Below are 11,745 nucleotides of genomic sequence, written 5' to 3'. Positions count from 1 at the left end.
AGTTTCCCGGTTGCGGAGGTAAGGGCTTTTCTGGCTGATGCACGGGTGCCGGGGCATATTGCCGCGTGCCAAACAGCTAGGTCAGCTCGCGCAGCGCCATTTCCACGACCTTCCTTGCCTCGGCCGTGAGCGGCGCCTGCGGCGGGACGGGATCGCCGACGTCGTAGCCCTGGATCGAAAGCCCCGTCTTGATGCAAGCGGCGAGGTTGTAGCGGGCGAAGGCTTCGTTGATGCGCCACAGCCGGCGCTGCAGCGCCATGGCCTCGTCCCAGCGGCCGGCCCTGCAGAGGTCGTACAGCGCGACGCTCTGGCGCGGGATGATGCAGGCCGGGCCCGCCATCCAGCCGCGGCCGCCGATCAGCATCACTGCGGCGGGGATATGAGCCGAGGCGGAGAAGACCTGCAAGGCATCGCCGCAGCGGTTCATGATCGAGAGCAGCCGGCCGGTGTTGGTCGAAGCATCCTTGATGTAGCCGATGCGCGGATGTTCGGCGAGGCGCGCAATGACGTCGAGGGTGAGATCGGAACGCTGAAATTGCGGATTGGTGTAGATGACGACGGGGATGTCCACGGCTTCAGCGATGGCGCGGAAGTAGGATTCGACCTGGGCGTCAGTGAGCGGGAAATAGGCTTCCAGGATTGCCAGGATGCCAGCGGCGCCGAGCCTCTGGCAGGCCCTTGCCTGCGCCACCGCATCCGCCGTCGAGGTGGAGGCGACGCCGGCAACGACGGGCACGCGGCCCTGCGCGGCCTCGATCGTGGTCTGCACGATCGCCGTGCGTTGCTCGGCGTTGAGGTAGGCGAATTCTCCGGTCGAGCCCAGCGGCGTCAGGCCGTGCACGCCGGCGCCGATCAGGTCGTCGCAGAGTTTTGCCAGCACATTGGTCCGCACCGTGCCGTCGGCATCGATGGGCGAGACGAGATAGGGAAAGACACCGTGGAATTCGGACATGTCAGGTGCATTCGGGACATCAGGCCGCCATGGCGCGCCTCGATCGCTGCTAACACGGGGCAAAATCGCCAGCAAGCCTGTGCATTGACGACTTTTTAAGGACGTTGCGCAGCAACGATCATCCCGTGTCCCTTCCCTACCCCTTATTAGGAACAAGCAGAGATGGTGCCGGCCATGACTCTGACAATGTTGTCCAGATTCCTGCATCCCGATCCGCGCATCCGGCGCGAACTCGTGGATCTCCTGTACACGTCGCTTCCGCAGGTGTCCGCCATTGGCGTCACGTCGGTGACCGGTGCAGCCACGCTGACGCTCATGAGCGGCGATACCGGCTATGCGGTGATCTCGGTCTTCATCTCCATCACGGCCGCAGTCCGGATCGCATCCCTGTTCCGCTACAAGTCGCGCGCGACGCAATTCTCCGATGCCGACGTGATCCGCTGGGAAGGGCTTTACGGCGCCGGCGCGTCCGCCTTCGGCCTTGCGCTGGGCATGTTGTCGTATCGCGCGCTCGAGCTCGACGACGGACCCGGCGCCTGGATCGCGTTCGGCCTTTCGATGTCCTTCTGCGTTGGCATGGTCTCGCGCGCGGCGATCCGACCCTGGATCATCCTGACCACCGCCGCAGTGCTGTTGATGCCGACCATCCTGGCCGGCCTGCTACATCCCGAGTTCGCCTACAAGCTCGGCGCGATCATGCTGGTGTTCTTCTGGCTCACATTGCGTGAGGCGTCGAAACATCTCAGCGCCGCCTTCGTCGAGCGGCTCGAAGCAAAGCACCGGCTGGCGCGCCAGGCGACCCACGATTTCCTGACGGGATTGCCGAACCGCGCCGCGTTCTTCCAGGCGCTGGCGGAGACCCGCGGAAACTTCGCCATCATCGCCATCGATCTCGACGGCTTCAAGCCGGTCAACGACCGCCACGGCCATCACGTCGGCGACGATCTGTTGCGCCAGGTCGCAGAGCGGCTGTCGGTCTGCATCGGCAATCCAGGCATAGCCGCACGGTTCGGCGGCGATGAGTTCATGATGCTCAAACCGGTTGCTTCAGGCGATGCCGGCTGTAACCAAGCGCTCGCGCTGGCCCGCCAGGCCATTCGCGATCTCTCGATGCCGTTCTTGCTTACGGACATTCCGGTCCGCATCGGCGCAAGCGCCGGCATTCTGGTCAGCGCTGATGCGGCCACCGCCGGCTCAACGTCGCAGCTCATGGAGAGGGTCGATCGTGCGCTCTATACGGCGAAACGTGCCGGAGGCGGCCGTTGCGCTTGGTCGGATGAGGGCGCCGAGCTGGAACGCGCAGCGGGCTGAAGCTGCCGCTTTCGATCACGCCTTGAGCAGCCGCACCCGCGTGCCCCATGGATCGATCGCCTCCACGCCATTCGCAAGCGTGGTGAGCTGCGCACCGCCCTTGCGCAGGCGTTCCTCCTGTGCGGCGAGAATGTCCTGCTTCGCCGTCACCAGCGAGAACCATGCAAGGCCCGTGGTGGCATCGTCGCGCCGTCCGGCGCCCTGACTCTGCCAGACATTCAAGCCGAGGTGATGGTGATAACGGCCCGACGACAGGAACGCGGCGCCGCTGCGCTTGCGCGTCGGATCAAGGCCGATCGTGCCGTGATAGAAGCTCTCGGCCTGCGCGAGGTCGCCGACGCGCAGATGCATGTGGCCGACGCGCAAGCCGTCCGGCGCCCTGGCATAGTCGGCGACGCGTGGATTGGTCAGCGACAGCAGGTCGGGGATGTTGAGCTCGTCGGTCGCCATCTTGACGCTGCCCTCGCTCCATTGCCATTGCGAGGGATCGCGGTCGGCATAGATCTCGATGCCGTTGCCCTCGGGGTCGTCGAGATAGACGGACTCGCTGACGAGGTGATCGGCAAAACCCGACAGCGGCACGCGATGCGAGGCGGCATGCACCAGCCAGCGCGCGAGGTCTTTTCGCGTCGGCATCAGGAAGGCGGTGTGGTAGAGGCCGGCGGCATTGCGCGGCTCGATTTCCGCATCGGGACGGGCCTCCAGCACCAGCAGCGCTATGCCGGCCGTGCCGAGCTTCGCGGCGGTCGCCGAACGCTCCATCACGGCAAGCCCGATCACGTCGCGGTAGTAATCCGCAACCTTGTCGAGATTCTTCACCCGCAGCGTCACCATGCCGACCCGCATCGGCGTGCGGCTGGCAAAGGTCGGCCCGCCGCCTTGAGGAACGCCCTCCGCGCGCGCCGCGGCTGCAGCCGCCATCGCGAGCGAGGTTGCGCCGGCGAGTTGCAGCAGGGTGCGGCGGGTGAGATCGATGGTCATCGGTCAGGGCTCGGTCAAAATGGTTGAGGGCCATGCGGCGCAATGTCGGCCGATTGCTACACGTTCCCGTGAGCGGGTCCCAATCACATGTTCGTCGGTCGCGCGGAGGGAAGTCCTGGCCACCCGGCCAGTTTCGCAGGGGCCCGCAATATCCCAGATTGAGGACAGCTTACAGGAGCCTGCCATGACCGCCCCTACTCCCCTGTCTTCGCTGTCGTCCGCCCTCGCGGACATGGCGGCGCGCACGGCGCCGTCCGTCGTCTCCGTGCATTCGCACCGCTCCCGCGCCACCGGCTTCGCCTGGAAACCCGGCCTGATCGTCACGGCCGACGAGGCACTGGCGGACGAGGGCGCGGTCGAGATCGGCCTTGCCGACGGAAGCACCGCGGCCGCCACGATCGCCGGCCGCGACCATACGACCGACATCGCGCTGCTGCGCGTCGATGCCGCCGTCGCGCCGGTCAAGCTCGCCGCGACGGTCCCGCCGCTCGGCGCCTTGTCGGTGGTGGTCGCCACCAATCGCGAGACGCCGAGCGCCGCGCTCGGGATGGTGTCGACATCCGGCAAGAGCTGGCGCTCCCTGCGCGGCGGCGACATCGATGCCCGGATCGAGCTCGACGTCCGTCTGCGCGGCAGCCAGCAGGGCGGCCTCGCGCTCGATGCATCGGGCGAAGCCTTCGGCATGGCCGTGCTCGGACCGCGGCGCGTGCTGGTGATCCCGGCGGCGACGATCGAGCGCGTCGCGGCGCAACTGGAGGCGCGCGGCCGCATCGCGCGGGGATATCTCGGCCTCGGGCTCCAGCCGGTGCGGCTCGACGACGGCATCGGCGCCATGGTGATGAATGTCGACAAGGCCGGCCCTTCGGCCGCGGCCGGCATCCGTCAGGGCGACGTGATCGTCGCAGTCAACGACCAGAAACTGTCCGGCGTGCGTGCGCTGTCGCGGACGCTGGGACCTTCGAGCGTCGGCACGGTGGTCGATGTCGCGGTGCGTCGCGGCGACGAGCCGGCCAGCTTCAAGGTCACGGTCGGCGAGAGGCCGGAGACGTGAGCGAGGACAAGACGGCCGAGATCGTGCTCGCGCTGGAGATCGACGCCCCCGCCCTCGCCGATCGCCTGACGGCGCTGCTCGGCAATATCCCGGGGCTTCGTCTTGCTGCGCCTGGCGAGCAGGCGGCCGCGGCGATCGTCGCGCGCGATCCGCGCATCATGCCCGAGGACATCGCGCTGACGCAGCGCGAGCTCGACGTGCTGGCGTTAATGGCGGAAGGTGCCTCGAACAAGATGATCGCGCGTCAGCTCGGCATCTCCGTCCACACCGTGAAGTTCCATGTCGGCTCGCTGCTCGACAAGCTGGACGCGACCGGCCGCACCGATGCAGTCGCGCACGCCGCGCGTCGCGGCGTGATCGAGCTTTGACGCCGCCCAGCCTCACGGCGCTGACGCCGCCGGGAAGCTGAGCTTGACCGTCAGGCCCGGCGCATTGTCATGCAGCGCGATCTCGGCGCCATGAAGGTGCGCGACCGCGGCGACGAGGCTGAGGCCGAGGCCATTGCCCGGCGTGTAGCGGCTCCGTTCGAGCCGGTAGAAGCGCTTGAAGACGTGATCGCGCTGCTCGGTGGGAATGCCCGGACCGTCGTCGGCAATCGCGATCACCGCAGCGCCATCGGCTCTGCGGCAAGTCACGGTCACCCGCCCGCCCTTGCAGCCGTGCTTGATCGCGTTGTCGACGAGATTGGCAATGGCGTCGAACAGCAAGTCGCGATCGCCCGTGATCGCCACGTCGCGTTCTCCGGCAAGGCTGAGCCTTGTGGCAACCTGCTCGGCGGCGGCATCGTAGAGCTCGACGACCTCGCCGGCGATCTCGGCGAGATCAAGCGCGCGGAAGGCGCCGGTGCGGGCGCGGGTCTCGATCTCGGAGATCCGGGTGATGGAGGCGAACATGCCGAGCACGGCATCGAGATCGGCGATGGTGTCCCCGATCAGCGCGGCGTCGGTCTCGCTGTTGCGCGGGGCGTGATAAGCTTTCTCCAGCCGGCCGCGCATGCGCGTCAGCGGCGTGCGCAGATCGTGTGCGACATTGTCGCTGACCTGCTTGACCTCCCCCATCAGCGTCTCGATGCGGTCGAGCATCTGGTTGAGGTTTTCGGCGACGCGGTCCCACTCGTCGTTGCTGCCGCGCAAGGGGATACGCTGGTCGAGGCCGGAGAGCATGATGGCGCGGCTGGTAGCGTTGATCTGTTCGATCCGCCCCACAGTGCGCCGCGTCACCAGCACGGCCGCGAGCCCGGCGAGCACCAGCAGCAGCATGGCGACCGCGACCATCGCGAGCTCGATCATGCCGGTGAAGCCGTCATGATCGACGGCCCCGCCGAGCCGGCGCTCTACGTAAGCGAGCGTCCCGAAATAGACGTAGGCCATGATCGCCGCGACGATCAACCCGAACGCCGCGATCGCGATCAGCGCGAGGCGGAAGGTCGAGGAGCGAAGGGTCTTAGCCAGGAGCACGGAGGCAATATCCGATGCCGCGGATGGTGTGGATCAGCGGATAGTCCTGGGCATCGTCGACCTTGCGACGAACGCGCCCCACATAGACGTCGATGATATTGGTCGACGGATCGAAATGCAGGTCCCAGACGTGCTGAAGCAGCATCGCGCGGGATACGACGCGGCCCTCGTTGCGGACGAGATATTCGAGCAGCTGGAATTCGCGCGGCAGCAGCGGAATCTTGCGGCCGCGGCGGGAGGCGCTGCGCGCGATCAGGTCGATCGCGAGATCGCCGACGCGCAGAAGCGTCTCCTTGGCGATGGTCTCGCTGCGGCGGCCGAGCGCTTCGAGGCGCGCCAGCAATTCGGTGAAGGAGAACGGTTTGACGAGATAATCGTCGCCGCCGGCGCGCAGGCCGCGCACGCGGTCGTCGACTTCGCCGAGCGCGGAGATGATCAGGAACGGCGCGGCGATGCCCTCGTCGCGCAACTGGCGCATCACGCTGATGCCGTCGATATCGGGCAGCATGCGGTCGATGGTAATCACGGCATAGTCGCGCGCGGCGCCGTGGCTCAGGGCTTCGCGGCCATTGGTTGCGAGGTCGACGTCGTAGCCCGAAACAGTCAGCTCCTCGACGAGCTGACCTGCGGTTTCCGGATCGTCCTCGACGACCAGGATGCGACGGTGACCTCCGCTCATGACAAGCTCCGCGCGACGATCGCCACCAGACTATCCCGTTCCGGGGCTGAGCGGAACCGCCCGGTGGCGATCGCGACAATGGTGCGGTACGGCGATGCGACTACCAGTAGTCTCCGCACACATTGACCCATTGCCATCCATAGGGCGTCCAGCTCCTGCTCCAGCAGCCGTCATTGTAGCCGCCGTAGAAATAGGGCGCGCCGAAGACGGCGAAACGACGGAAATGGTGGTGACGGAAGCCGTGGCGGCCGTGCCAGCCTGCGCCGGCGAAGCGCGGACCGATCGCCGCGTGCGCGAAACGCGGGCCGCCGAAGGCAGGCCCGCCAGCAAAGCGTGCGCGACCCATGCCGCCGAAACCACCGGCGCGCATGCCGCCGAAGCCGCCGGCGTGCATGCCACCGCCGAAATGGCCGCCACCGCCAAAGCCGCCATGACCGCCACCGCCGAAGCCACCACCGCCATGGCCTCCGCCACCGCCGCCGCCACGGGCGAGCACCGGTGAAGCGAGCGCCATCGCGGCGACGACCGTCACCGCGGTGAAGCCTTTGAGAAGCCTGTTGTTCATCGAAGCATCCTCCTTGCAGTGCGGCGGTCACCGCGCCGCACGAGGATGGTCAGATGAAAGGAAGGGACCGGCACCTTCAACTTACAAACACGCCAGATTCTGACGCGGGTGTCAGGAAGGCACCGCCCTCCCCACGACGTGGAGAGAGCTTGATCTGATCTCTCGCCGCAACGAGCGGGGAGAGGTCAAGGACTCACACCCGCTTGCCGCCACTCTTCTCGGCCGCGCGTCGCAGCGCCTCCGCAAGCGCACCGCCGCCCGAAGACTCCTGCTTGCGCGGAGCCGACGAGGTCATGCGGGCGGGATTGCGTGAGCTGTTGTCGCGCTGCATGCCGGGTGCGTCCTTCTTGGGCCCGACCTCGTCGTCGAGGCGCAGCGTCAGCGAGATGCGCTTGCGGGCGACCTCGAAGTCCAGCACCTTCACCTTGACGATATCGCCCGGCTTCACCACCTCGCGCGGATCCTTGATATAGGTCTTGGACATCGCCGAGATGTGCACGAGACCGTCCTGGTGCACCCCGATGTCGACGAAGGCGCCGAAGGCGGCGACGTTGGTGACGGTGCCCTCGAGGATCATGCCCTTCTTGAGATCCTTGATCTCCTCGACGCCCTCCTTGAACACCGCGGCCTTGAACGCGGGGCGCGGGTCGCGGCCCGGTTTTTCCAGCTCGCGCAGGATGTCGGTGACGGTCGGCAGGCCGAAAGTCTCATCGACGAAATCCTTCGGCTTGAGGGTACGCACGATCTCGCTGCTGCCGATCAGCGCCTTGATGTCGCTCTTGGTCGCCGCGAGAATCCGGCGCACCACCGGATAGGCTTCCGGATGCACGCCGGAGGCATCGAGCGGGTCCTCGCCGCCGAGGATGCGCAAGAAGCCCGCGCATTGCTCGAACGCCTTCGGCCCGAGCCGCGGCACGTCCTTCAGCGCCTTGCGCGACTTGAACGGACCATTGGCGTCGCGGTGCGCGACGATGCTCTGCGCCAGGCCAGAACCGACGCCTGACACGCGGGCGAGCAGCGGCGCCGAGGCGGTGTTGACGTCGACGCCGACGGCGTTCACGCAGTCTTCGACCACCGCATCGAGCGACTTGGCGAGCTTGGCCTGGCCGAGGTCGTGCTGGTACTGGCCGACGCCGATCGCCTTCGGCTCGATCTTGACGAGCTCGGCGAGCGGATCTTGGAGCCGTCGCGCGATCGAGACCGCGCCGCGCAGGGTGACGTCGAGGCCCGGCAGCTCCTCGGACGCGAAGGCCGAGGCCGAATAGACCGAGGCGCCGGCTTCCGACACCACGATCTTGTTCATCTTCAGCTCGGGCAGGCCCTTGACCAGCTCGGTCGCGAGCTTGTCGGTCTCGCGCGAGGCAGTGCCGTTGCCGATCGCAATCAGCTCGACGCGATGCTTGATCGCGAGCCGGCCGAGCGTTGCCAGCGATTCGTTCCACTGCCGCTGCGGCTCGTGCGGATAGATCGCGATGGTGTCGACCACCTTGCCGGTCGCATCGACGACGGCGACCTTGACGCCGGTACGGTAGCCGGGATCGAGCCCCATGGTGACGCGGGTGCCGGCGGGCGCAGCCAGCAGCAGGTCGCGCAAATTCGAGGCGAACACGCGCACGGCTTCGGTCTCGGCCGAATTCCACAGCCGCATGCGCAGGTCGATGTTGAGATGCACCTGGATCTTGGTGCGCCAGGCCCAGCGCACGGTGTCGATCAGCCAGCGGTCGCCGGAACGCTTGAGGTCGGCGATGCCGAACCGCTTCATGATCTTCAGTTCATAGGCGCTCGGCACGCCCGGCGGCGGCGCTTCAGCCTCGGCCTGGATTTGCAGATCGAGAATCTCTTCCTTCTCGCCGCGGAACATCGCGAGGATGCGGTGCGAGGGCAGCTTGGTCAGCGGCTCGGAGAAATCGAAATAGTCGGCGAACTTCTCGCCCTCGGTCTTCTTGCCGTCACGCACCTTGGAGGCCATGCGCGCATTGGTCCACATCTCCTCGCGCAAGGCGCCGATCAGGTCGGCGTCCTCGTCGAAGCGTTCGACCAGGATGGCGCGGGCGCCGTCCAGCGCGGCGGCGGCGTCAGCGACGCCCTTCTCCGCGTTGATAAAGGCTTCCGCCACGACCTTCGGATCGTTGCCGGGCTCAGCCATGAGCTGATTGGCGAGCGGCTCGAGCCCGGCTTCCTTGGCGATCTCCGCCTTGGTGCGACGCTTCGGCTTGAACGGCAGGTAGATGTCTTCGAGGCGGGCCTTGCTGTCGGCGGCCATGATGGAGGCTTCAAGAGCGGCATCGAGCTTGCCCTGCTCGCGGACCGATTCGAGAATGGCCTTGCGGCGGTCCTCGAGCTCGCGCAGGTAAACCAGGCGCTCCTCCAGGGTGCGCAATTGCGCGTCGTCGAGCGCACCGGTCGCTTCCTTGCGGTAGCGCGCGATGAAGGGAACCGTGGCGCCGCCGTCGAGCAGCGTCACCGCCGCCTCGACCTGCTCGGCGCGAACCCCAAGCTCCTGCGCAATTTTGTGGTTGATGTTTGCCACGCGAGATTCCCTCTATCAAAGCACGCGACGCAGGTCGAAAACCACCGGCCGCGGGACGCCGCTTATGGACCAACCGAGGTTGATTCATCAAGGTGGGGCGCGCAACCGTCGACAGAGGATTTTTTGCCGGATCGATGCGATCTCGCCACATTCGTGGGGACGCGCGGCTTCTCTCTTGCGTCGCGGCAGACCAGGATAGCCGACCCGTCATCCGGCTTGACAGGAGCCGCCGTTCAGCGGCTGTTTGCGCCGCCAGGCCCCTGAACTCCACAAGGACAGTCATGCGTACAACATCGGTCGGCGTCTTCAGGATCGCCACCACGGGCCCCGGCGACGTCTCCGGTCTCATGGCCATGATCGGTTCGGGCGCGATCGACCCGCGCGAGATCCTGGCGATCCTCGGCAAGACCGAGGGTAATGGCGGCGTCAACGATTTCACGCGGGAATACGCCGTCAGCGCGCTGTGCGCGGCGCTGGCACCCCACCTCGACCTGCCGCCGCACGAGGTCGAGCAGCGCATCGCCTTCGTGATGTCCGGCGGCGCCGAGCACCAGGGTCCGCCGGGCGGCGGGCCGGTTGCAGCGATTGCACGACTGTCGGATTGATACGACCCGGCATCTTCCGGGGCTTGCGACCTGTCCGCCCCACGCAACCCTGCCCCTCGCGCCGGCTCGCTTGATTCGGACCGTTGCTTGCGAAAGGAAGATAGCCGCTATCCAAGAGGATTTTGACGTCATGACTTTGCCGATGAGCTGGAATGAATGGGCGCAGCACGACGGAGTCGCGCTGGCAGGGCGCGTCCGCAAGGGCGAGCTGACGGCGAAGGAATTGGCGCGGCAGGCTGCGGCAGGCGTTGCCAAGGTCAATCCGGCACTGTCGGGCGTGGTCGAGCTGTTCGAGGATGTGATCGCCGACCCCGCCAAGGACGGCGCGAATCTCGCCGGCCCGTTCGCCGGCCTGCCTTTCCTGATGAAGGACCTCGGGCCGACCATGAAGGGACGGCTCCAGGAGATGGGTTCGCTGCTGATGCGCGGCAATCGCGCCGGCGCGGACACGTTCCTGACCGGAAAATTCCGCCAAGCCGGACTGAACCTGATCGGACGCACCACGACGCCGGAATTCGGCGTGTGCAGTTCCGCCGACAATCCCGCCGTCTACGTCACGCGCAATCCCTGGAATACCGACTACACCACCTGCGGCTCGTCCGCAGGCAGCGCGGCGATGGTCGCCGCGGGCGTGGTGCCGATCGCGCATGCGACCGACGGTGGCGGCTCGATCCGCATTCCCGCCGGCGTCAATGGCAATATCGGGCTGAAGGTCTCGCGCGGCGTGTTCTCGCTCGCGCCGCACATGTCCGATCTCACCGGCCTCGTCTCGATCCAGGGCTGCCAGTCGCGCTCGGTGCGCGACACCGCCGCCTTCGTCGACCATGCCCGCGGACCGGCACCCGGCGAATTCATGCCGTTCTGGACCACGGCGCAGCCCTATTGCGAGATGATCAAGCGCGACCCGTCAAAGCTTCGCATCGCGGTGTCGCACACATGGGGCGACTATACCGCCACGCCGGAAATCGCCGCCGAGCTGGAGAAGGCCGGCCGCTTCCTCGAAGGCCTCGGCCATCACGTCGACTACGCGTTGCCCGAGCTCGATTTCCGTGCCGCGTTCGCGGCGCAGACTACCTGCTACATCTCGAATTTCGCGGTGGTGATCTCCAATATGCTCGCTGCGCGCGGGCTGGAGAAACCGCCGGAAGATCTGATCGAACCCATGAACATCCGCATCTGGGAAGCCGGCCGGCACACCAGCTTCGCCGAGCGGGCGAAGATGCAGGGCGTGTTCAACACGACCTCGCGCGGCTTCGGCGCCTTCTTCGAGCAGTGGGACGTGATCCTGACGCCGATCACGGCGCTGCCGACGCCGAAGGTCGGCACCAGGGAATACCTGACCATCTCCGACAATCCCGACGTGCTCGACTGGTTCGGCAATCTCTGGCGCAACTTCGCCTTCACGCCGCTCGCCAATCTCTGCGGCATGCCGGCGATCTCGATGCCGATGGCAACTCAGGAGCATGGCCTGCCGCTCGGCATCCAGGCCATCGCCAAGCAGGCCAATGACGGCCTCTTGCTGCAACTCGCTGCCCAGATCGAGCGTGCGCTCGATGGCAAGTGGAACGGCGGCAAGACCGCAAAGGTGCATGTGACCAAAGCGTGAGCTGCCGC

10 protein-coding genes and 1 pseudogene are annotated in these 11,745 nt (G+C 66.7%); 5 read left to right on the top strand and 6 right to left on the bottom strand.

Features of this window, described 5'->3' with window-relative positions:
• Positions 1-76 precede the first annotated feature (76 nt).
• The gene (locus tag IVB23_RS26865) at positions 77-952 is read right to left on the bottom strand and encodes a dihydrodipicolinate synthase family protein (RefSeq protein WP_247800607.1); all 876 of its coding nucleotides are present in this window, start codon (positions 950-952) and stop codon (positions 77-79) included.
• A 174-nt stretch (positions 953-1,126) separates the two neighbouring features.
• Here IVB23_RS26865 and IVB23_RS26860 point away from each other — a divergent pair, with 174 nt between their 5' ends.
• The gene (locus IVB23_RS26860; RefSeq protein WP_247800606.1) at positions 1,127-2,263 is read left to right on the top strand and encodes a GGDEF domain-containing protein; all 1,137 of its coding nucleotides are present in this window, start codon (positions 1,127-1,129) and stop codon (positions 2,261-2,263) included.
• Positions 2,264-2,278: 15 nt separating this feature from the next.
• On the opposite strand, the gene IVB23_RS26855 is transcribed toward IVB23_RS26860, so the two are convergent.
• On the bottom strand, positions 2,279-3,244 hold the full coding sequence (locus IVB23_RS26855) for a VOC family protein (protein ID WP_247800605.1): 966 nt from the start codon (positions 3,242-3,244) through the stop codon (positions 2,279-2,281).
• Positions 3,245-3,428: 184 nt separating this feature from the next.
• On the opposite strand from IVB23_RS26855, the gene IVB23_RS26850 reads away from it, so the two are divergent.
• Positions 3,429-4,295 carry a S1C family serine protease gene (locus IVB23_RS26850; protein WP_061878939.1) on the top strand — a complete coding sequence of 289 codons (867 nt, stop codon included), beginning with the start codon at positions 3,429-3,431 and terminating at the stop codon, positions 4,293-4,295.
• On the top strand, positions 4,292-4,663 hold the full coding sequence (locus IVB23_RS26845) for a helix-turn-helix transcriptional regulator (RefSeq protein ID WP_061878938.1): 372 nt from the start codon (positions 4,292-4,294) through the stop codon (positions 4,661-4,663). The genes IVB23_RS26850 and IVB23_RS26845 overlap by 4 nt, the downstream gene beginning before the upstream one ends.
• A gap of 12 nt (positions 4,664-4,675) precedes the next feature.
• On the opposite strand, the gene IVB23_RS26840 is transcribed toward IVB23_RS26845, so the two are convergent.
• The 4 genes from IVB23_RS26840 to IVB23_RS26825 form a co-directional block, all read right to left on the bottom strand.
• Entirely contained in the window at positions 4,676-5,752 is a 1,077-nt protein-coding gene (locus IVB23_RS26840; RefSeq protein WP_247800604.1) for a HAMP domain-containing sensor histidine kinase, read from the bottom strand.
• Positions 5,739-6,431 carry a response regulator transcription factor gene (locus IVB23_RS26835; protein ID WP_247800603.1) on the bottom strand — a complete coding sequence of 231 codons (693 nt, stop codon included), beginning with the start codon at positions 6,429-6,431 and terminating at the stop codon, positions 5,739-5,741. Before IVB23_RS26835 ends, IVB23_RS26840 begins: the two co-directional genes overlap by 14 nt.
• 100 nt (positions 6,432-6,531) lie before the next feature.
• A complete protein-coding gene (locus IVB23_RS26830; protein ID WP_247800602.1) occupies positions 6,532-6,996 on the bottom strand; it encodes a hypothetical protein in 465 nt (154 codons plus the stop codon).
• Positions 6,997-7,189: 193 nt separating this feature from the next.
• Complete coding sequence (locus IVB23_RS26825; RefSeq protein WP_247800601.1) at positions 7,190-9,526, bottom strand: Tex family protein; 2,337 nt, start codon at positions 9,524-9,526, stop codon at positions 7,190-7,192.
• A gap of 281 nt (positions 9,527-9,807) precedes the next feature.
• On the opposite strand from IVB23_RS26825, the pseudogene IVB23_RS26820 reads away from it, so the two are divergent.
• Together IVB23_RS26820 and IVB23_RS26815 are read left to right on the top strand one after the other, a co-directional pair.
• Positions 9,808-10,068, top strand: a pseudogene (locus tag IVB23_RS26820) (ring-opening amidohydrolase); the annotation flags it as partial.
• A 193-nt stretch (positions 10,069-10,261) separates the two neighbouring features.
• Positions 10,262-11,737 carry an amidase gene (locus IVB23_RS26815; RefSeq protein ID WP_061878932.1) on the top strand — a complete coding sequence of 492 codons (1,476 nt, stop codon included), beginning with the start codon at positions 10,262-10,264 and terminating at the stop codon, positions 11,735-11,737.
• The last annotated feature ends 8 nt before the right edge of the window (positions 11,738-11,745 follow it).

This window comes from Bradyrhizobium sp. 191 (assembly GCF_023100985.1).
Classification (GTDB): Bacteria; Pseudomonadota; Alphaproteobacteria; order Rhizobiales; family Xanthobacteraceae; genus Bradyrhizobium; species Bradyrhizobium diversitatis.
This window is presented reverse-complemented; position numbering and strand designations above follow the sequence as displayed.

Coding starts and splice junctions, on each gene's coding strand:
- IVB23_RS26855 (WP_247800605.1), bottom strand. CDS start 3,244: ATGACCATCGATCTCACCCGCCGCACCCTGCTGCAACTCGCCGGCGCA.
- IVB23_RS26815 (WP_061878932.1), top strand. CDS start 10,262: ATGACTTTGCCGATGAGCTGGAATGAATGGGCGCAGCACGACGGAGTC.
- IVB23_RS26860 (WP_247800606.1), top strand. CDS start 1,127: ATGACTCTGACAATGTTGTCCAGATTCCTGCATCCCGATCCGCGCATC.
- IVB23_RS26830 (WP_247800602.1), bottom strand. CDS start 6,996: ATGAACAACAGGCTTCTCAAAGGCTTCACCGCGGTGACGGTCGTCGCC.
- IVB23_RS26865 (WP_247800607.1), bottom strand. CDS start 952: ATGTCCGAATTCCACGGTGTCTTTCCCTATCTCGTCTCGCCCATCGAT.
- IVB23_RS26835 (WP_247800603.1), bottom strand. CDS start 6,431: ATGAGCGGAGGTCACCGTCGCATCCTGGTCGTCGAGGACGATCCGGAA.
- IVB23_RS26850 (WP_061878939.1), top strand. CDS start 3,429: ATGACCGCCCCTACTCCCCTGTCTTCGCTGTCGTCCGCCCTCGCGGAC.